The sequence below is a fragment of the Streptomyces sp. NBC_00663 genome, from assembly GCF_036226885.1.
GTDB lineage: Bacteria > Actinomycetota > Actinomycetes > Streptomycetales > Streptomycetaceae > Streptomyces.
In genome coordinates this window covers 7192209-7213035 of record NZ_CP109027.1, presented here as the reverse complement: position 1 = coordinate 7213035, position 20827 = coordinate 7192209, and the positions used below count along the sequence as shown (strand labels likewise).

The 20827-nt window shown below is 69.5% G+C and carries 15 protein-coding genes; 7 read left to right on the top strand and 8 right to left on the bottom strand.

The features are described 5' to 3' along the window. Positions 1–5: 5 nt before the first annotated feature. Complete coding sequence (locus OG866_RS32620) at positions 6–617, bottom strand: TetR/AcrR family transcriptional regulator (protein WP_329340297.1); 612 nt, start codon at positions 615–617, stop codon at positions 6–8. A 15-nt stretch (positions 618–632) separates the two neighbouring features. Continuing rightward, the gene (locus OG866_RS32615; protein WP_329340295.1) at positions 633–1421 is read right to left on the bottom strand and encodes an SDR family oxidoreductase; all 789 of its coding nucleotides are present in this window, start codon (positions 1419–1421) and stop codon (positions 633–635) included. Between the two features lie 49 nt (positions 1422–1470). On the opposite strand from OG866_RS32615, the gene OG866_RS32610 reads away from it, so the two are divergent. Beyond that, positions 1471–2610, top strand: a complete 1140-nt coding sequence (locus tag OG866_RS32610) for an acyl-CoA dehydrogenase family protein (RefSeq protein WP_329340294.1) — start codon at positions 1471–1473, stop codon at positions 2608–2610. Then, entirely contained in the window at positions 2610–3551 is a 942-nt protein-coding gene (locus tag OG866_RS32605; RefSeq protein ID WP_329340293.1) for an acyl-CoA dehydrogenase family protein, read from the top strand. The genes OG866_RS32610 and OG866_RS32605 overlap by 1 nt, the downstream gene beginning before the upstream one ends. Here the strand turns inward: OG866_RS32605 and qcrB are convergent. Together qcrB and OG866_RS32595 are read right to left on the bottom strand one after the other, a co-directional pair. Beyond that, positions 3529–5175, bottom strand: a complete 1647-nt coding sequence (gene qcrB, locus OG866_RS32600) for a cytochrome bc1 complex cytochrome b subunit (RefSeq protein ID WP_329340292.1) — start codon at positions 5173–5175, stop codon at positions 3529–3531. The two genes, OG866_RS32605 and qcrB, sit on opposite strands and share 23 nt — an antisense overlap. A gap of 75 nt (positions 5176–5250) precedes the next feature. Beyond that, on the bottom strand, positions 5251–5979 hold the full coding sequence (locus tag OG866_RS32595; RefSeq protein ID WP_329340291.1) for a vWA domain-containing protein: 729 nt from the start codon (positions 5977–5979) through the stop codon (positions 5251–5253). Positions 5980–6076: 97 nt separating this feature from the next. Here OG866_RS32595 and OG866_RS32590 point away from each other — a divergent pair, with 97 nt between their 5' ends. Continuing rightward, positions 6077–7000, top strand: a complete 924-nt coding sequence (locus tag OG866_RS32590; protein WP_329340290.1) for a rhomboid family intramembrane serine protease — start codon at positions 6077–6079, stop codon at positions 6998–7000. Further along, the gene (locus tag OG866_RS32585; RefSeq protein WP_329340288.1) at positions 6997–7866 is read left to right on the top strand and encodes a chitosanase; all 870 of its coding nucleotides are present in this window, start codon (positions 6997–6999) and stop codon (positions 7864–7866) included. The genes OG866_RS32590 and OG866_RS32585 overlap by 4 nt, the downstream gene beginning before the upstream one ends. On the opposite strand, the gene OG866_RS32580 is transcribed toward OG866_RS32585, so the two are convergent. Both OG866_RS32580 and OG866_RS32575 read right to left on the bottom strand, forming a co-directional pair. Then, a complete protein-coding gene (locus tag OG866_RS32580; RefSeq protein WP_329340286.1) occupies positions 7863–8882 on the bottom strand; it encodes a glycoside hydrolase family 113 in 1020 nt (339 codons plus the stop codon). The genes OG866_RS32585 and OG866_RS32580 overlap by 4 nt on opposite strands. 11 nt (positions 8883–8893) lie before the next feature. Continuing rightward, a complete protein-coding gene (locus tag OG866_RS32575; RefSeq protein ID WP_329340284.1) occupies positions 8894–10726 on the bottom strand; it encodes a polysaccharide deacetylase family protein in 1833 nt (610 codons plus the stop codon). Positions 10727–11224: 498 nt separating this feature from the next. On the opposite strand from OG866_RS32575, the gene OG866_RS32570 reads away from it, so the two are divergent. The 3 genes from OG866_RS32570 (at position 11225) to OG866_RS32560 (ending at position 14469) form a co-directional block, all read left to right on the top strand. Next, positions 11225–12469 (top strand): glycosyltransferase family 2 protein, encoded by a 1245-nt coding sequence (locus OG866_RS32570; RefSeq protein WP_329340283.1) that lies wholly within the window; start codon positions 11225–11227, stop codon positions 12467–12469. 138 nt (positions 12470–12607) lie between these two features. Then, the gene (wecB, locus tag OG866_RS32565) at positions 12608–13810 is read left to right on the top strand and encodes a non-hydrolyzing UDP-N-acetylglucosamine 2-epimerase (protein ID WP_329340281.1); all 1203 of its coding nucleotides are present in this window, start codon (positions 12608–12610) and stop codon (positions 13808–13810) included. Next, positions 13807–14469, top strand: a complete 663-nt coding sequence (locus tag OG866_RS32560; protein WP_329340280.1) for a calcium-binding protein — start codon at positions 13807–13809, stop codon at positions 14467–14469. The genes wecB and OG866_RS32560 overlap by 4 nt, the downstream gene beginning before the upstream one ends. A gap of 111 nt (positions 14470–14580) precedes the next feature. Here the strand turns inward: OG866_RS32560 and OG866_RS32555 are convergent, their stop codons facing one another. Further along, positions 14581–16041, bottom strand: coding sequence for a glutamate synthase subunit beta (locus tag OG866_RS32555; protein ID WP_329340278.1), 1461 nt, complete (start codon positions 16039–16041; stop codon positions 14581–14583). Beyond that, positions 16034–20632 (bottom strand): glutamate synthase large subunit, encoded by a 4599-nt coding sequence (gene gltB, locus OG866_RS32550; RefSeq protein ID WP_329340275.1) that lies wholly within the window; start codon positions 20630–20632, stop codon positions 16034–16036. Before gltB ends, OG866_RS32555 begins: the two co-directional genes overlap by 8 nt. Positions 20633–20827: the final 195 nt, after the last annotated feature.

The window sequence follows — 20827 nt, the reverse complement described above, 5'->3', positions numbered from 1 at the left end:
AGGGGTTATTCGCGTACGGCGATCCCGTCCAGCACCATCGACAGGTACTGCCGGGCGATCTCCTCCGGGCTGTGCTGTCCGCCGGGCCGGTACCAGGACGCGGCGACCCAGACGGTGTCGCGCACGAAGCGGTAGGCGAGCCGCATGTCGAGGTCGGCCCGGAAGACCCGGGCGGCGACCCCGCGCTCCAGCGTGGACAGCCACGCCTTCTCGAACCTGCGCTGCGACTCGGCGAGGAAGCCGAACCGCTCCTGCGTGACGAGCTGCTTGCTCTCCTTCTGGTAGATCGCGACGGCGGCGCGGTGCCGGTCGATCTCCCGGAACGACTCGGTGACGAGGGCCTCAAGGGTCTCGCGCGGGTCCAGCTCGGCCTCCAGGACGGTGTCGTAACCGGCCCAGAGCTCGTCGAGGAAGGTCCGCAGGATCTCCTCCAGCATCGATTCCTTGGAGTCGAAGTGGTAGTAGAGGCTGCCCGCGAGCATGCCCGCGTGGTCCGCGATCTTGCGGACGGTGGTGGCGTTGTAGCCCTGCTCGGCGAAAACCTCGGCGGCGGTGTCGAGGAGTTCGCGGCGCCGGGCGGGCGCGGCGGTCACCTGGGGCTTCTTCTTGGTCGGCACGGGTCCATTGTCGTCCTACGGGTGCTGGGAGCTGACCGCGACGACCTCGCCCGTCAGGTACGACGAGTAGCCCGACGCCAGGAACACGATCACGTTGGCCACCTCCCAGGGCTCCGCGTACCGCCCGAACGCCTCCCGCGCGGTCAGCTCGGCCAGCAGCTCCGCGGAGGTCACCTTCACGAGGTGCGGATGCATGGCGAGACTCGGCGCCACCGCGTTGACCCGCACCCCGAACTCGGCCGCCTCGATCGCCGCGCACCGCGTCAACGCCATGACCCCCGCCTTCGCCGCCGCGTAGTGCGCCTGCCCGGCCTGGGCCCGCCAGCCCACGACGGAGGAGTTGTTGACGATGACGCCGCCCCCGCTCTCCCGCATCAGCCGCAGGGCGGCCCGGGTGCACCGGAAGGTGCCGTTGAGGGTGACGTCGAGGACCCGGGACCACTGCTCGTCCGCCATGTCGACCAGAGGTGAAGTCCCGCCGAGCCCGGCGTTGTTGACGACGACGTCCAATCGCCCATGAGTCTGTACGGCGGCCTCGAAGAGCGCGTGCACCTGTGTCTCATCGGTGACATCACAGGCAACAGCCCGCACCGCCGCTTCCCCGAACTCACCGGCCAGCTGGGCCTCGTACTCCTTGAGCCGCCGCACATGCGCGTCGCTGACGATCACGCGCGCGCCCTCCTCCAGGAAGCGCCGCGCGGTCGCCCCGCCGATGCCCGCGCCCGCGGCGGCGGTGATGACGGCGGTGCGGCCTGTCAGCAGCCCGTGCCCCGGCTCGTACACCGGACTCTCGACGCCTGTCATGGCGTCACGCTAACCTACCAAACACTTGTTAGGGAAGGACGGTTCGCCGATGGATCTCGCCTTCACACCGGAGGAGGTGGCGTTCCGGGAGGAGGCCAGGGCATGGCTCCTGGCGCACGTCCCGGCGGCTCCCCTCCCCTCCCTGGAGACGGCGGAGGGCTTCGCGGCCCATCGCGCCTGGGAGGCCGAACTGGCCACGGAGCGCTGGTCGGCGGTCGACTGGCCGACGGAGTACGGCGGCCGGGACGCGGGGCTGGTCCGCTGGCTGCTCTTCGAGGAGGAGTACTACGCCGCCGGCGCCCCCGGGCGCGTCAACCAGAACGGCATCAGCCTCCTCGCACCGACCCTCTTCGACCATGGCACGCAGGAGCAACGGACGCGGGTGCTGCCGCCGATGGCCCGGGGCGAGGTGGTCTGGGCGCAGGCGTGGTCCGAGCCGGAGGCGGGTTCGGATCTGGCGTCGCTGCGCTCCAAGGCGGTGCGTACGGACGGGGGCTGGCTGCTGAGCGGCCAGAAGACCTGGTCGTCCCGGGCCGCGTTCGCCGACCGTGCCTTCGGCCTGTTCCGCAGCGACCCGGACGCCCCGAAGCCCCATCAGGGCCTGACGTACCTCATGTTCGACCTGCGCGCACCAGGCGTCACGGTCCGTCCGATCGCCCGCCTCGACGGCAAGCCGGCCTTCGCCGAGCTGTTCCTGGACGAGGTGTTCGTGCCGGACGCGGACGTGATCGGGGAGCCGGGTCAGGGCTGGCGGATCGCGATGGCGGCGACGGGCAACGAACGCGGGCTCACGCTCCGCTCCCCCGGCCGCTATCTGGCGGCGGCGAACCGTCTGCACGCCCTGTGGCGCGAGCAGGGCAGCCCGGGCGGGACCAAGGCCCGGGTCGCCGACGCCCTGATCGGCGCCCGCGCCTATCAGCTCTTCACCTGGACCGCCGCCTCCCGCTTCCTCGACGGCGAGTCCCTCGGCCCGGAGTCCAGCCTGAACAAGGTCTTCTGGTCCGAGTACGACATCGCGCTCACCGAAACGGCCCTCGATCTGCTGGGCGCGGAGGGCGAGTCGGCGGACACCGACTGGTCCGAGCGGTACGTCTTCGCCCTCGCCGGCCCCCTCTACGCGGGCACGAACGAGATCCAGCGCGACATCATCGCCGAACGCCTGCTGGGCCTGCCGAAGGGGCGACGCTGATGCGGCTCGTGCTCGACCGCGAACAGCGGGCGTTCGCCGACTCGTTGGAGGCCCTGCTGACCGGCGCGGACACCCCTTCCGTCGTACGGGAGTGGAGTCGCGGCGAGCACGGCAGCGGACGCGCTCTGTGGGTGCGCCTCGCGGCGGCCGGGGTGTTCGCGCTGGCCGCCCCGGAGGAGTACGACGGTGTCGGCGTCCGCCCCGTCGAACTCGCCGTCGCGTTCATGGCGTTGGGCCGCCATGCCGTGCCCGGCCCGCTCGTCGAGACGGTCACGGCCGCCGTGCTCCTCCCCACGCCGGACCTCGTCAAGCGGCTCGTGTCGGGCGAGGACATGGCGACGGTGGCGTACGACAGCCCGTACGCCCTGGACGGCGACGCGGCCGACCTCCGTCTCGTCCTCACCCCCGACGGCCTGCACCGGGCCACCGGCCACGGCCCCGTACGCCCGTCCCTCGACCCGGCCCGCCGGCTCACGGCCCTGGCCCCCGATGAACTCCTCACCGCCACCCCGCCCATCGAGCAGGCCCTCCTGCTCGCCCGTCTCACCACCGCCGCCCAGGCCCTCGGCGTCGGACTCGCCCTCCTCGACCGGACCGTCTGCTACGTCAAGCAGCGGACTCAATTCGGCGCCCCCATAGGCGTTTTCCAAGCCGTGAAGCATCAACTGGCCGACGCGAAGATCGCCTTGGAGTTCGCCGGCCCCCTCGTGTACGCAGCCGCGCTGACCCTGGACCCCGCCGACGTCGCCGCCGCCAAGGTCACGGCGTGCGAGGCGGCGTACGCCACCGCCCGCACCGCGCTCCAGCTGCACGGCGCGATCGGTTACACGGCGGAGTACGACCTGTCCCTGTGGCTGACCAAGGCCCGCGCCCTGCGCACGGCCTGGGGCAGCCCGGAGCAGTGCAGAGACACCGTCCTCAGTGGTGATCGCCGCTGGTGAGCTCCCGGTACTCCTCCACCGTCGGCTTCGGTATCCGCGTCTCCGGCCCGAACATCGCCCGCGCCAGCCGCGCCCGCATCCGCATGGAGGCGGTGACCGGGCGCCGGACGCCGTTGGCGTCGACGAGCGGGCCGATCTCGTAGTGCCCGTTCTGCTCGTGCTGGGTGAGGGTGTGCAGCTGTGCCTGTGCGAGGGGCTCGTGGACCTCGACGTACTCCCCGTGCGGCAGCCGCCGGATGACGCCCGACTCCCTGCCGTGCAGCACCTTGTCCCGGTCGCGGCGCTGGAGCCCGAGACAGACCCGCTTGGTGACGACGAAGGCGAGCACCGGCACCACGAAGACGGAGATCCGCACGAACCAGGTGATCGCGTTGATGGACAGATGCAGATGGGTGGCCACCACGTCGTTGCCGCCGCCGATCAGCAGGACCACGTACAGGCTCAGCCAGGCCACGCCGAGGCCGGTGCGCACGGGGACGTTGCGCGGCCGGTCCAGGATGTGATGTTCACGTTTGTCGCCGGTGATCCACGCCTCGATGAACGGATAGGCGCCGATGGCGGCCAGGATCAGCGGGAAGAGCGAGAAGGGGATGAAGACGCCCAACTGGAGCGTGTGGCCCCAGGCGTTGATCTCCCATCCCGGCATCACCCGGATCAGCCCCTCGGAGAAGCCGAGGTACCAGTCGGGCTGGGCGCCCGTGGTGACGAGGTCGGGGCGGTACGGCCCGAAGGCCCACACCGGGTTGATCTGGGCGATGCCGCCCATGAGCGCCAACATGCCGAAGACCAGGAAGAAGAAACCGCCGGCCTTGGCGGTGTAGACGGGCAGGAACGGCATCCCGACGACCGACTTCTCGTTCCGGCCGGGCCCCGGGAACTGTGTGTGCTTGTGGTAGAAGACCAGGATCAGATGCGCGGTGACCAGGCCCAGCATGATCCCGGGCAGCAGCAGGACATGGATGGGGAACAGTCGCGGGATGATGTCGTGCCCCGGGAACTCCCCGCCGAACAGGAAGAACGACAGATACGTGCCGATGATCGGCACGGACAGGATGGCGCCCTGCGCGAAGCGGATGCCGGTGCCGGACAGCAGGTCGTCGGGGAGCGAGTAGCCGGTCAGGCCGGTGAGGATGCCGAGCATCAACAGGGTCCAGCCGAACACCCAGTTGACCTCGCGCGGCTTGCGGAAGGCGCCGGTGAAGAATACCCGCATCATGTGCACGAGCATGCCGGTGACGAAGACCAGGGCCGCCCAGTGGTGGATCTGCCGGATCAGCAGCCCGCCGCGCACATCGAAGCTGATGTCGAGCGTGGACTCGAACGCCCTGGTCATCACGATGCCGTTGAGGGGTTCGTAGGAGCCGTTGTAGACGACCTCGACGCCGCTCGGTTCGAAGAACAGGGTGAGATAGATGCCGGTGAGGATGATCACGATGAAGCTGTAGAGACAGATCTCACCGAGCATGAAGGACGGGTGGTCCGGAAAGACCTTGCGCATGTTGGCCTTGGCCAGCCCGTACAGGCCGAGCCGCCCGTCCGCCCAGTCGGCGAGTTTCTCACCGCCACCGGGCGGACCCGAAGTACGCCTGCTCGCCCGTCCGTTGACCGATCGCGCGCCGTCCATACGTCGCCGCCTCCCGTCGGATCAACTTCAGGGTGGCACGGTCGTACGGCTAAGCCAACGGGTCGTCGGCGGCGTTCAGGCGCGCGGCGGGATGATCCCCTGCGCCCGCGCGGCGACCAGCCACTTCGGGAACTCGCCGACGAGTCGGTCGTACAACTCGCTGTCGGACACCTTGCGCGGCTCCGAACCGGCGTGGAAGAACCCGGCGTTGTCGACGGCGCGCTTGTCGGGGACGGCCAGCTCGTCGAGTTTGCGCAGGTAGTCGAACTGTTTGCTCTTCGCGTCCCCGAAGCCGATGAACTGCCAGAACAGCGGCAGCCGGGCCGCCTTGCACAGATAGCGTTCCGCGGCGAGCTTGTTGATGGGGCCGCCGTCGGTCTGGAAGACGACGAGGGCGGGTTCCTGGGAGCCGCTGTCGAGGTAGTGGTCGATGACCGCGTCCATCGCCAGGTGGTAGCTGGTCTTGCCCATGTGCCCGAGCCCCGCCACGATCCGTTCGATCCGCCCCTCGTGGTCGGCGAGGGCGATCTCCGTCTCGGCGTCGACGTCGGTGGAGAAGAAGACGACCGGGACGGTGCCGTCGTCGTCGAGGTGCGCGGAGAGCCCGAGCACCCGGTCGGCGAGCGCCTGGACACTGCCGTCGGCGTAGTACGGCTTCATGGACCCGGAGTAGTCGACCACGAGATAGACGGCGGCCCGTAGTCCGTCCAGGCCGTGCTTGCGCAGCGAGACCCCCGCGCTCTTGTACAGGTTCACCAGCGCGGGTGCCGTCTCCTCGACCTTGCTGAGGCTGATCGCCGCCATTCGTTCCCCCACCGTCTCTCTCGTCCCAGGCATTCGCTATTTTGTTCGCCGCCGTCCCCACCGGCTCACAGATCGTCCCATCTCCGAGGAGCCGGCCGTGGAACCCGAGGCCACCGAGTCCGCCGTGACCACCTGCTTTCGCCACCCCAAGGTGGAGTCCCACGTCCGCTGCACCCGCTGCGACCGGTACATCTGCCCGGACTGCATGCGCGAGGCGTCGGTCGGCCATCAGTGCGTGGAGTGTGTGAAGGAGGGCGCGAAGTCGGTGCGGCAGGCCCGCACGGTCGTCGGCGGGCGGGTGTCGAAGGTGCCGCTGGTGACGTACGTACTGATCGGGCTGAACGTGCTCGCGTACGTCGGCGAGGTGGTCCGCCCGGCGATCGTCGACCGTTTCGCGATGCTCACCGCGGGCCTGGTCGGCCCGGACGGCGGCCACTACGTCCACCAGTCCTCCTACCCGTCCGACTTCCACGCCGAGGGTCTGGTGGCGGGCCAGTGGGAACGGCTGCTGACCAGCGGCTTCCTGCACCTGGAGCCCACCGAGGGCACCTTCGGGCTGCTGCACATCGTGATGAACATGGTCTCGCTGTGGCAGCTCGGCCGGGCCGTGGAACCGGCGCTGGGCCGGGCTCGCTACCTCGCGCTCTATCTCCTCGCGACGGTCGGCGGTTCCGTCGGCGAGGCGCTGCTCGCCGACCCCGGCACGGAATCGCTCGGCGCCTCGGGGGCGATCTTCGGGCTGGCGGCGGCCTACTACGTGCTGGCCCGCCGGGTCGGCGCGGACATGCGCGGGGTGAACCGCTTCATGGCCTACATGCTGGTCTGGCTGGTCGGCTCGGCCTTCGTCACCTCCTGGCAGGGCCACCTCGGCGGACTGCTCACCGGCGGCGCGGTCACGCTCGCCTACGCGTACGCTCCCCGGGGACCGCGGCGCGCCCTGATCCAAGCGGTCGCCTGCGTGGCGCTCCTCGCGCTGCTCGTGGTCCTGACGCTCGTGAAGATCTCGGAGTTGACCCAGTGAGACGTGTGGGTGTCCTGCTGCTCGCGGCCGTTCCCGTGGCCATCGCGGCGGGAGTGTTCTTCCTCTCCCCCTCGGACTCGTCCGAGGCGCCGGACGCCACGCGGACCGCCTCCGCGCAGAAACGTTCGGAGGACGACAAGGCCCTCGCCTCGCTCCCCGCCGGTCTCGCCGCCCCCGCCAAGAAGGAGCTGGCCCAGCAGATCGTGGCCAGCGCCGAGAACTCCACCCTCGACTGGCGCACCGCCTACGCCTACATCGAGGACATCGGCGACGGCCAGGGCTACACGGCCGGCATCATCGGCTTCTGCACCGGCACCCACGACCTGCTCACCCTCGTCGAGCGCTACACGAAGGACCATCCGGACAACGGCCTCGCCCGCTACCTCCCCGCCCTGCGCGAGGTGGACGGCTCGGACTCGCACGAGGGCCTGGACCCCGGTTTCACCGCGGCGTGGAAGGCGGAGGCGAAGGTCGAGGCGTTCCGCGAGGCCCAGGACGCGGAACGCGACCGCGTCTACTTCGACCCCGCGGTCCGCCTCGCCAAGCTCGACGGGCTCGGCGCCCTGGGCCAGTTCGTCTACTACGACGCCATGGTCTTCCACGGCCCCGGCACCAACGCCACCAGCTTCTACGGCCTGCGCGAGAGCGCCATGAAGAAGGCCGAACTGCCCTCCGAGGGCGGCTCCGAGAAGGCCTACCTGGACGCCTTCCTCGACGTCCGCGAGGCCGCGATGCGGACCCGCAGGGCCGACATCGACACCTCCCGCGTCGACACGGCCCAGCGCCGCTTCCTACGGGAGGGCAAGCTGGGGCTGGAGACACCGTTGACGTGGGCGGTGTACGGGGAGACATACGAAGTCCCCTAGGTGCCCCACGCGTCCTTCAGCACCCCCTCCGCCGGCTTCCCGTGCGGCGTGTACGCCAGCTTCGCGGGCGTCTCGCCGCTGTCCGGCCAGTCGTCCCACATCCACCAGCAGACCCCGGCCCACCAGCGGCGGCCGGTGAAGGTCTCCAGCAACGCCCGGTAGGCAGCGGCCTGTTCGGCGTCCCCGGTGCGTTCGCTGAGGTCCCAGGCGTACGGCGCGGTGGTCGCACCACGCTGGCTGACGTACCCGGCCTCGGTGAACAGGACGCGCCGGTCGTGCCGTTCGGCGAACGCGGCGAGTTCCTCGGCGATCGGCCGCCAGGCGCGGCGCAGTTGACCGACGTCCGTCGTGGGCTTCTCGGACAGCGGCCAGTAGGCGTCGATGCCGATGACGTCGAGCTCCTTCCAGAAGCGGACCTTCGGGTACTCGTCGTAGTTGGCGGCGTAGGTCAGGGTGCCGTCGTAGCGCTCCCGGACCGCCGCGATGGTGCGGGTCCACGCGGCACGCTCGCCGGAGACCCCGGCGAGTTCGGTGCCGACCGCGAACTGCTCGACGTCCGTGTCCGCCGCGAGGCCGGCGTAGTGGGTGATGAAACGGCGGTACGAGGTGAACCAGGCGGCCCGGTCACGGGGGCGGATCTCGGCGCGGTCGCCGTCGCCGGGCAGGTCCACGTGCGGCTTGATCATCACCTGGAGGCCGGCCCGGTGGGCGCGGCGCACGATCCGGCGCAGGCTCGCGTCGCTCGCGGTCTCCTCGGTGGGGTGCATCTCCGTGTCGGTGCGATGCCGCTGGTACCAGGTGGGCGTGAAGGTGACCCAGCGGGCCCCGGTGGCCTTGATGTCCCGCAGATAGCGGGGGGCGGCGGGGCTGTCGTAGTCGGTGCGGTACCAGGAGGGCAGGGTGATGCCGCGCAGGGTGGCCGACGGTTTCTTGTGGTCCGAGGCGCCGGTGGTGGTGCAGCCCGCGGCGGCGAGCAGGGCCGCCACCGCGGCTGCGGCGACGGCCCTCCTCTTCACGGTGGTGGCCCTCACAGGCTCGTCGGGCTGACGAACGTGTAGCCCAGGGCCTTGATGCCGTCGACCGTGTCCTTGAGCGGCTGGGTCGGGTAGTACGGGTGGTAGAAGAAGCTGGCGAAGCCGTCGCGGACGGCCAGGTTGGCCTTGGCCGAGGCGATCAGGTCGGCCGGCAGCCTCGGCGGGTGGTTGTTGTAGGCGTCGGGTTCGTAGTTGCCGATGTTCTCGGGCAGCACCTTGGTGCCGTAGACGTCCTTGACGACGTACGGGAAGAACTGGCCGATGAACACGTTGGGTCCGGCGGAGCTGCCGCCGAGGGTGCCGGAGAAGTACAGCGAACGCTCCAGGCGGGCCGCGAAGTTGGCACTGACGGCCTTGTAGTCGGTGGCCGAACCCGCGTAGTGCGGGGTGGTCCACAGCGTCGGCTTCGGCAGCCCGACGGCGGCGAACGCGGCCAGCGCGCTGGTCACCCGGCCCTGTGCCCAGGCCGTGGAGTCACCGGCGACGGGCCCGTCGTAGACCACGTTGTCCGAGGCGTCGACGTGCGCCCGGTAGAACTCGAAGTCGTCGCCGGTGACACCGTTGTAGGGGTTGGCGACATTGCCGTACTGGTGGGTGTAGCCGTGGTCCATCAGGACCGCGCCCCTGGCGAGCATGTACTTCAGGGCGCTGACCACCTGCGGCCGCTGGGCGAGCGTGAGCGTCTGCGGGACACCGTTGTTATAGGTGCCGTTGGGGTCCGTGTAGACCGGGATCACGTTGATGCCGTACGGGATGTTCTGCGACTTGAGGTAGTCGGCCGTCGCGCGCAGCTCGGCCGGGTCCGAGTCGGGGCTGATGTCCTCCAGCCGCAGCAGCGCGCGGTGCCGTTCGGTGGTGGCCGGCGCGAGGGCGTCGAAGAGGAGATCCTCCAGGACGATGATCCGGTCGCTCTCGGAGACGTACGCGAACGGGATCTCACCGATGTAGGTGAGGTTCGAGGAGCGCACCGCCCACCCGAAGGTGTGCCCGTTGGCGGTGTCGAGTCCCTCCGCGAGCCGGGTGACGGCGGGATAGCCGGGGCCGGTGAGGACGTTGGGACGCAGCACACCGCCGTCCTGGCCCGCCGGGATCTTCCGGGTGAGGGCCTGGTTCTTGTACGTCACCTGCGTCACGGTCCCGATCGAACCGCCGTCCTCGTAGTACGACGTCGTCGGGTCCCAGCCGTACTTCTGGGTGAACTGGGCTACGCCCACCGAGTTCGCCATGTTCCAGATGTTGGCGCCCATCCACAGCACGGGCTTCGTGGTGGTGGAGGCGTCCTGGTAGAAGGCGGCCGGGATGGCGTCCGGGACGTCGCAGCAGTAGTAGGTCGAGCCGATGTAGATCACGGCCGCGTACGAGTCGACCAGGCCGGCCGTGTACTGCTGGACCGGCTTTGCGGTCACCGTGCCGAAGTGGCCGGCGAGGTTGGCCGCGGCCATGGCGTACAGCTCGCCCAACTGCCCGTAGGGGCCCGCCGTGTCGTAGAGCACGAGGGTGCTCGGGTCGGCCGCGGCGGCGGCCTCGGCGTCGGCTGCCTGGAGCAGGGCGGCCTGGCGGGTCACGGTCGTGGCGGTGCGGGCCGGGAGGACCGCGGTGGTCGACAGCGTGGTCGTGGACGTCTTCGGCGTCTTGGCGCGGGCCTTGTCGTGGCGGGTGTCGTCGGCCTTGAGCTGGGCCTTGGCCCAGCCCTTGAGGTCGACGCGATTCAGTCCGGATTTACCGCCGATGTTTTCATGGCCATGTCCATGACCTTTTGGTGCGGCCTGGGCGCCGGCGGCCAGGAAAGTGCCGCTCAGCAGGGCGGCGATCAGCAGTAGGAGCACGGAAAGCTTCGGGATTCCTCGTCGCCGAGGGCGGATCACTGGTCTCACGATCATTCCCCCCACTTTGCCTTTTCTTGGCAAAGGTTTTTCCCAATGGAAGTCACTGATTCTCATGAAGCCCAAGAGGGGTGTCAATGGGCCCAAGGGTGAATTCCGGCACGACCAGGAGACCGCACCAGAAGATCGGACATGTCCTTTTTCCGAATAGTCTTCTGAGTCGCCCTCGGCGTCTGCTACGTTCACTTTCGCGCGATGGGGACGCGCTGTGAAATGTGGGGGGACAATGTACGGACGACCCGCCCTGGGGGCTCTGCTGCCCCTGGCAGGGGCGATGGCCGCGCCAGAAGCTGTACCGGGGCTACCTTTGGCCAAAGCCCTACAGGCAACGGCGGGAGCCGGATTTCTGTTCTATTGCCTGACGGCCTGTCTGATATTGCTGGCCCGGATACGACTGCGCCGTCAAGCACAAAGGACGCAGGTCGGCACCGGGGAGCAGTCATGATCACCGAACTGCTGCTGTGGTCGAGCATCACTCTGATCATTATGGCCGGGTGCTACAACACCAGTCTCTTTCTGTTGTCGAGGCGCAGAATTCGCCGCTCCCGGACCGACCGGAGAGACCGGTTCTACGTATTTCTGATGGCCTGCCTCAACGAGGAGAAAGTGCTTTCCGAAAGCCTGGCGCGGATCACTTCGCTGCCCGCCCGGAATTTCATGGCACTGGTCATCGACGACGGCTCGGACGACCGCACCTTCCAGGTCGCAAGGGCCGCCGATCCGGCCCTGGTCCGGGTGCACCGGCGTACCCCGCCGAACTGCCGCAAGGGCAAGGGTGCCGCCCTCAACGACGGGGTCCGCCATCTGCGCGCGTCCGGCCTGCTCGCCGGGCACGACCCGGCCGACGTGGTCCTGTGCGTGGTCGACGCCGACGGACGGCTCGATCCGCACGTCGTGCAGTCGGTCGACCCGTACTTCGACGACCCGCGCACCGGCGCGGTCCAGGTCTGCGTGCGGATGTACAACCGCCACCTCGGACTGCTCGCCCGTATGCAGGACATGGAGTTCGTCGTCTACGGCGACGTCTTCCAGAGCGCCCGCCGCTACATCGGCAGCGTCGGCATGGGCGGCAACGGACAGTTCATGCGGCTGTCCGCGCTCAACACCCTTGACGGGGACGGGCCTTGGAGCGACAGCCTCACCGAGGACCTCGACCTCGGGGTGCGGCTGATCGCCAAGGGCTGGACCAACCAGCACTGCACCGCCGCCGCGGTCTCCCAGCAGGCCGTGCTCAGCCTGCGCCGCCTGATCCGCCAGCGGTCCCGCTGGTTCCAGGGCCACTTGCAGTCGGCCGGACTCGTCCCGCTCATCCTCAGGGACGTCCCGACCAGAGCCGCCATCGACCTGCTCTACCACCTCTCCAGCCCGGTGCTGATCCTGCTCACCTCGCTGCTGCCGCTGTCCTTCCTCGTCGCCCTCGGCGCCACCACCGTGGCCTCCGTGCAGGTGGGCCACCCGCTCGTGTCGCCGATGTGGCTGCTCGGCCCGTATCTGCTCTCCTTCACCACCGCCTACGCGTACGGCTTCATCTACGCCAAGCGGGAACGGGAGTTGGGCCTGGTGCGCTCGGTCCTGCTCGCCCATGTCTTCGTCTTCTACGGCTACATCTGGTTCGCGGCCGGCTGGTGGGGCTTCTGGCGGATGCTCACCGGTCAGCGGGGCTGGCTCAAGACCGCTCGCACCTGAGCCCCTTCAGACCTCTCACCCGAGGACGTTCAGGCCGCGCCGGGTCCCCGCGCGGGTCCTCATCTCTCGCCGCTCCACCTCTCATCACCTTCACGTGGTCGCTGCGCCGATCACGCATGCCCAAGGGGGGCACCCATCATGTCCACACCTGCGTCAACCATGCCCGTACGCGCCATGCTGGTGCTCGGCACCCGGCCGGAAGCGATCAAACTGGCGCCCGTGGCGCGGGCGATGGCCGCCGGCCCACAGTTCGAGCCGATCGTCGTCACCACCGGACAGCACCGCGAGATGCTCCACCAGATGCTCGGCATGCTGGGCGTCGACGTCCGGATCGCCCTCGACGTGATGCGCACCCGGCAGCAGCTCTCCGACCTGACCGCCCGTCTGGTCCGTGAGCTCGGCGGGGTGCTGCGGGAGCAGCGGCCCGACCTGGTGGTGGTGCAGGGGGACACCACCACCGCGCTGGCCGGCGCCCTGGCCGCCTTCTACGAGAAGATCCCGGTCGCCCATGTCGAGGCGGGCCTGCGCACCGGCGTCATCGACAACCCGTTCCCGGAGGAGCTCAACCGCAGCCTCATCGGCCGTATCGCCCGCTGGCACTTCGCCCCGACCCCGGCCGCGGCCCGGCATCTGACCGACGAGGGCGTCCCCGGCGAGCAGGTCTTCACCACCGGCAACACCGTCATCGACAACCTGCTGTGGGTGCTGACCGAGGGCACCGGCGTCTCCGCGTTCGACACCGACGCCAGGGCCCGCGACGCCGACACGATCCGCCGGGCAGGCCCCAAGCGCATCCTGGTGACCCTGCACCGCCGGGAGAACCAGGGTGAGCGGATGCGCGGCATGGGGCGGGCCCTGGCCCGGCTCGCCCGGCGCGGGGACGTGGAGATCGTGCTGCCGCTGCACAAGAGCCCGGCCGTCCGCGAGGCGCTGCTGCCCGAACTGGAGGGCCAGCAGGGCATCTCCCTCGTCGAGCCGCTGGACTACCTGGACTTCGCGGCGACGCTGGCCGAGTGCGACCTCGTGCTGACCGACTCCGGCGGCATCCAGGAGGAGGCGCCGAGCCTCGCCAAGCCCTCGCTGGTACTGCGCACCACGACCGAGCGGCCCGAGGCGGTCGAGGCGGGCGCGGCCCGGCTGATCGGCACCGACCCGGAGGCCATCGTGACCTGGGCGGAACGGCTCCTCGACGACCCCGCGGAGTACCGGCGGATGGCGACCGCGAGCAATCCGTTCGGCGACGGTGAGGCCGCGCACCGCATCCTGGGCCAGCTGGCCGAGGACTTCGCCGCCGATGTCCCGGTCGGCCTGACGGCATCCGGGCCATACTCGACGGCATGACACGCAGGAGTCGTCGCGTCACCGGACTGGCACTGGCGCTCGCCCTGGCCGCGATCGTCGCGATCACCGTGAGTCAGTGCCGGGGCGACGACTCCCCGCCCCCCAAGCCCTGGATCGACGGCACCACCCACGGCCGTTGGCTGTCGGTCTTCAACGGCATGGGCACCAACCACGGCGACGACAGCTCGCTCACCCTCTCCCCCATGGCCGCCGAGGACCCCGGCACCACCCACGCGGGCCTGGTGGTGAGCACCGCCGCCTACACGGACGTGCGCTACGAGGCACGGATGCGGACACTGAAGCAGCTGCGCTCACCGAAGCCGAACCCGTGGGAAGTGCCGTGGCTGGTCTGGGCGTACACCGACCCGGAGCACTTCTACTACATCACCCTCAAGCCGAACGGCTGGGAGCTCGGCAAACGCGACCCGGCCTACCCGGGCGGCCAGCGCTTCCTGGCGACCGGCCGGACCCAGTACCCCGTGGGTCCCTGGTACGACGTCCAGGTCGAGCAGCACGGGGCGGCGCTGTCCGTGTCGGTCGGCGGCAAGCCGCTGGTGCGGTTCACGGACGCCGAACTGCCGTACAACCAGGGCCGGGTGGGCGCCTACTCGGAGGATGCGACGGTGGAGTTCGAGGGCCTGGAGGCCGGTTCGGGCTGAGAAAGGGCGACGGCGCCCGCCCATCGTCCGGTCGGGGACGAGATGGGCGAGCGCCGCCAGTGTTCCGTACGCCGTTGTACGGGACGTCTTTTGACGAGTCGTCAGACTCTGTCAGACCATCAGCGAGCGGTCCGTCGGCCGGATCGGGGCCGGCAGGTCGCTGGCGCCGGTCAGGAACCGGTCGGTGCCGCGGGCGGCCGAGCGGCCCTCCGCGATCGCCCACACGATGAGCGACTGACCGCGGCCCGCGTCACCGGCGACGAAGACACCGGGGACGTTGGTCTGGAAGTCGGCGTCGCGGGCGATGTTGCCGCGCTCGTCGAGCTCAAGGCCGAACTGGTCCACCAGGCCGTTCTCCCGGTCGGTGCCGGTGAAGCCCATGGCGAGGGTGACCAGCTGGGCGGGGATCTTGCGCTCCGTGCCCGGCTTCTGGGTCAGCTTGCCGTCGATGAACTCGACCTCGACGAGGTGCAGCCACTGGACGTTGCCGTCCTCGTCGCCCTCGAAGTGGGTGGTGGAGACGGAGTAGACCCGCTCACCGCCCTCCTCGTGCGCCGAGGTGACCTTGTAGAGCATCGGGAAGGTCGGCCAGGGCTGGTTCGGGGCGCGGTCCTCGCCCGGCTTCGGCATGATCTCCAGCTGCGTGACCGAGGCCGCGCCCTGGCGGTGGGCGGTGCCCACGCAGTCGGCGCCGGTGTCGCCACCGCCGATGACCACGACATGCTTGCCCTCGGCGGTGATCGGAGCGGTGACGTAGTCACCCTCCTGCACCTTGTTCGCCAGCGGCAGGTACTCCATGGCCTGGTGGATGCCCTTGAGCTCGCGGCCCGGGGCGGGCAGGTCACGGGCGGTCGTCGCACCGGCGGCGATGACGACGGCGTCGTACCGCTTCTTCAGGTCGGTCGCCTTGAGGTCGCGGCCGATCTCGATGCCGGTGCGGAAGCGGGTGCCCTCCGCGCGCATCTGCTCGATGCGGCGGTTGATGTGCCGCTTCTCCATCTTGAACTCGGGGATGCCGTAGCGGAGCAGACCGCCGATGCGGTCGGCGCGCTCGTACACCGCGACCGTGTGGCCGGCCCGGGTGAGCTGCTGGGCGGCGGCGAGGCCGGCCGGGCCCGAGCCGATGACGGCGACGGTCTTGCCCGACAGGCGCTCGGGGATCTGCGGGTCGACATCGCCGCTGTCCCACGCCTTGTCGATGATCGAGACCTCGACGTTCTTGATGGTCACGGCCGGCTGGTTGATGCCGAGCACACACGCCGACTCACAGGGCGCGGGGCAGAGGCGACCGGTGAACTCCGGGAAGTTGTTGGTCGCGTGCAGCCGCTCGCTGGCGGCGGCCCAGTCCTCGCGGTAGGCGTAGTCGTTCCACTCGGGGATGAGGTTCCCCAGCGGACAGCCGTTGTGACAGAACGGGATACCGCAGTCCATGCAGCGGCTGGCCTGCTTGCTGATGATCGGCAGCAGGGAGCCGGGGACGTAGACCTCATTCCAGTCCTTCAGCCGGACGTCGACCGGACGGGACTTGGCGACCTCACGGCCGTGGTTCAGGAAGCCCTTGGGATCAGCCATTGGTCGCCGCCTCCATCATCTTCTCGGTGATCTCGGACTCGGAGAGTCCGGCCTGCTCGGCGGCGGCCTTGGCGGCGAGCACAGCCTTGTACGTGCTGGGGATGATCTTGCTGAAGCGCTCGACCGCGGTGTCCCACTCGGCCAGGAGCTTCTCGGCGACCGTGGAGCCGGTCTCCTCCTGGTGGCGGCGCACCACGTCGTGCAGCCACTGCTTGTCGGTGTCGTCGAGCGCCTCGACGGCGTTCACGTTGCCGACGTTGACGTTGTCCTTGGCGAGGTCGATGACGTACGCGACGCCACCGGACATGCCGGCCGCGAAGTTACGGCCCGTCTCACCGAGGACCACCGCGTGACCACCGGTCATGTACTCGCAGCCGTGGTCGCCCACGCCCTCCGCGACGACCGTGGCACCGGAGTTGCGGACACAGAACCGCTCGCCGGTACGGCCGCGCAGGAAGAGCTCGCCGCCGGTCGCACCGTAGGCGATCGTGTTGCCCGCGATCGTCGAGTACTCGGCGAGGTGGTCGGCGCCCCGGTCGGGACGGACGATCACCCGGCCGCCGGAGAGGCCCTTGCCGACGTAGTCGTTGGCGTCGCCCTCCAGGCGCAGCGTGATGCCGCGCGGGAGGAAGGCGCCGAAGGACTGGCCCGCGGAGCCGGTGAAGGTGATGTCGATGGTGTCCTCGGGCAGGCCCGCACCGCCGAACTTCTTCGTCACCTCGTGGCCGAGCATGGTGCCGACCGTGCGGTTGATGTTGCGGATCGCGACCTGGGCGCGCACCGGCTGGGCGTCGGTCGCCGAGTCGGCGGCCAGCGCGTCGGCGGCGAGCTTGATGAGCTCGTTGTCGAGCGCCTTCTCCAGGCCGTGGTCCTGCTCGATGACCTGGTGCAGCGCGGCGCCCTCGGGCAGCTCGGGCACGTAGAAGAGCGGGGCCAGGTCCAGGCCCTGTGCCTTCCAGTGGTTGACGGCGCGGGTCACGTCGAGGCTCTCGGCGTGGCCGACGGCCTCCTCGATGGTGCGGAAGCCCAGCTCGGCGAGGATCTCGCGGACCTCTTCGGCGATGAACTTGAAGAAGTTCACGATGTACTCGGCCTTGCCCGTGAACCGGTCGCGGAGCACCGGGTTCTGGGTGGCGATGCCGACCGGGCAGGTGTCCAGGTGGCAGACGCGCATCATGACGCAGCCGGAGACGACGAGCGGCGCGGTCGCGAAACCGAACTCCTCGGCGCCGAGCAGCGCGGCGATGACGACGTCACGGCCGGTCTTCAGCTGGCCGTCGGTCTGCACGACGATGCGGTCACGCAGGCCGTTGAGCAGCAGGGTCTGCTGGGTCTCGGCGAGACCGAGCTCCCAGGGACCACCGGCGTGCTTGAGCGAGGTCAGCGGCGAGGCACCCGTGCCACCGTCGTGGCCCGAGATGAGCACGACGTCCGCGTGCGCCTTGGAGACACCCGCGGCGACCGTGCCGACGCCGACCTCGGAGACCAGCTTCACGTGAATCCGCGCCTGCGGGTTCGCGTTCTTCAGGTCGTGGATCAGCTGGGCCAGGTCCTCGATGGAGTAGATGTCGTGGTGCGGCGGCGGGGAGATCAGACCGACACCCGGGGTGGAGTGACGGGTCTTGGCGACCCACGGGTAGACCTTGTGGCCGGGCAGCTGGCCGCCCTCGCCGGGCTTGGCGCCCTGGGCCATCTTGATCTGGATGTCGTCCGCGTTGACCAGGTACTCGGAGGTCACACCGAAGCGGCCGGAGGCGACCTGCTTGATGCTGGACCGCCGCGCCGGGTCGTACAGCCGGTCCGCGTCCTCGCCGCCCTCACCGGTGTTGGACTTGCCGCCCAGCTGGTTCATCGCGATGGCGAGGGTCTCGTGGGCCTCGCGCGAGATGGAGCCGTAGGACATGGCACCGGTCGAGAAGCGCTTGACGATCTCGGAGACGGGCTCGACCTCGTCGATGGAGATCGAGGGACGGTCCGACTTGAAGCCGAAGAGCCCACGGAGCGTCATCAGCCGCTCGGACTGCTCGTTCACGCGGTCCGTGTACTTCTTGAAGATGTCGTAGCGGTTGGCGCGCGTCGAGTGCTGGAGGCGGAAGACCGTCTCCGGGTCGAACAGGTGGGGCTCGCCCTCACGGCGCCACTGGTACTCGCCGCCTATGTCCAGCGCACGGTGGGCCGGCGCGATGCCGGACGCCGGGTACGCCTTCGCGTGCCGGGCGGCGACCTCCTTGGCGATGACGTCGATGCCGACGCCGCCGATCTTGGAGGCGGTGCCGTTGAAGTACTTCGCGACGAAGGACTCCTCCAGGCCGACGGCCTCGAAGACCTGGGCGCCGCGGTAGGAGGCGACCGTCGAGATGCCCATCTTCGACATGACCTTCAGCACGCCCTTGCCCAGGGCGTAGATCAGGTTGCGGATGGCCTGCTCGGCCTCGATGTCGGAGAGGAAGGTGCCCGCGCGGACGAGGTCCTCGACGGACTCCATCGCCAGGTACGGGTTGACCGCCGCGGCGCCGAAGCCGATCAGCAGGGCGACGTGGTGGACCTCGCGGACGTCACCGGCCTCGACCAGCAGGCCCACCTCGGTGCGCTGCTTGGTGCGGATGAGGTGGTGGTGGACGGCCGCGGTGAGCAGCAGCGACGGGATCGGCGCGTGCTCGGCGTCGGAGTGGCGGTCCGACAGGACGATCAGCCGGGCGCCGTTCTCGATCGCGGCGTCCGCCTCGGCGCAGATCTCCTCGATGCGCGCGGCGAGGGAGTCGCCGCCGCCGGAGACCCGGTACAGACCGGACAGCGTCGCGGCCTTGAAGCCGGGCATGTCGCCGTCGGCGTTGATGTGGATGAGCTTGGCCAGCTCGTCGTTGTCGATCACCGGGAAGGGCAGGGTGACCGTACGGCAGGAAGCGGCCGTCGGGTCGAGCAGGTTGCCCTGCGGACCGAGGGACGAACGCAGCGAGGTGACGAGCTCTTCACGGATGGCATCCAGCGGCGGGTTGGTGACCTGCGCGAACAGCTGGGTGAAGTAGTCGAAGAGCAGCCGCGGACGCTCGGAGAGAGCGGCGATCGGCGAGTCCGTACCCATCGAACCGATGGGCTCGGCACCGGCCTTGGCCATCGGCGCGATGAGGACGCGCAGCTCTTCCTCGGTGTAACCGAAGGTCTGCTGGCGGCGGGTGACCGAGGCGTGCGTGTGCACGATGTGCTCGCGCTCGGGCAGGTCGGACAGCTCGATCTCGCCGGCCTCCAGCCACTCCGCGTACGGCTGCTCGGCGGCGAGGGCGGCCTTGATCTCGTCGTCCTCGATGATGCGGTGCTCGGCGGTGTCGACGAGGAACATCTTGCCGGGCTGGAGGCGGCCCTTGCGGACGACCTTGGCGGGGTCGATGTCGAGAACGCCGACCTCGGAACCGAGCACGACGAGACCGTCGTCGGTGACCCAGTAGCGGCCGGGGCGCAGACCGTTGCGGTCCAGGACCGCACCCACCTGGACGCCGTCGGTGAAGGTGACACAGGCCGGGCCGTCCCAGGGCTCCATCATCGTGGCGTGGAACTGGTAGAAGGCGCGCCGGGCCGGGTCCATGGAGTCGTGGTTCTCCCACGCCTCCGGGATCATCATCAGCACGGAGTGCGGCAGCGAACGGCCACCGAGGTGGAGGAGTTCGAGCACCTCGTCGAAGGACGCCGAGTCGGAGGCGTCCGGCGTACAGACGGGGAAGACGCGGTCGAGCGCCTTGTCGTCCGTCCCGAACAGGTCGGAGACGAGCTGCGACTCGCGGGCCACCATCCAGTTGCGGTTGCCCTTGACGGTGTTGATCTCACCGTTGTGCGCGACGAAGCGGTAGGGGTGCGCGAGCGGCCACGACGGGAAGGTGTTCGTGGAGAAGCGCGAGTGGACGAGGGCGACGGCCGAGGCGAAGCGGCGGTCGGACAGGTCCGGGAAGAAGGGCTCCAGCTGGCCGGTGGTCAGCATGCCCTTGTGGACGATGGTCCGCGCGGACAGCGACGGGAAGTAGACGTCGACCTCGCGCTCGGCGCGCTTGCGCAGCACGAAGGCCTTGCGGTCGAGGTCGATACCGGTGCTGGCCCCGTCGGCGACGAAGATCTCGCGGAAGACGGGCATGGTCGAACGGGCGGTGGCACCGAGCAGCTCGGGCGCGACCGGAACCTCACGCCAGCCGAGGACGGTGAGGCCCTCTTCGCCGGCGATCGTCTCGATCTTCGAGACGGCGTCCGCGGTCCCGTCCTCGGGCAGGAAGGCGATACCGACGGCGTAACCACCGGCCTCGGGCAGCTCGAATCCGGCGACCTCACGGAAGAAGGCGTCCGGAACCTGGGTCAGGATGCCCGCGCCGTCACCCGAGTCGGGCTCGGAGCCGGTGGCACCGCGGTGCTCCAGGTTGCGCAGAACCGTGAGCGCCTGCTCGACCAGCGCATGGCTCGCCTCGCCGGTGAGGGTGGCCACGAAACCGACGCCACAGGCGTCCTTTTCGTTGCGGGGGTCGTACATACCCTGCGCAGCAGGGCGAGCATCCATGAAGGACCACTTCTGGCCATTCGCGGAATGCTGGGACGGCTGGCGCGGCGTACGCATCGGCTCTCCCGTCGTCGTCTCAAGTGGCAATGTGCTGTGCCGAGGGACGACGTTGGCCCTCTGCGTGTGCGCAAAATTTCGTGCAGGTTACATGATGGAGCGGTTCTCGGGAACCGGATACTCCGTTCCAGCATGCGGACGCCATGCGGTGGCGACGGGGGTATCGCGCACATGGCTGGAAGTGTGTGGGGACCG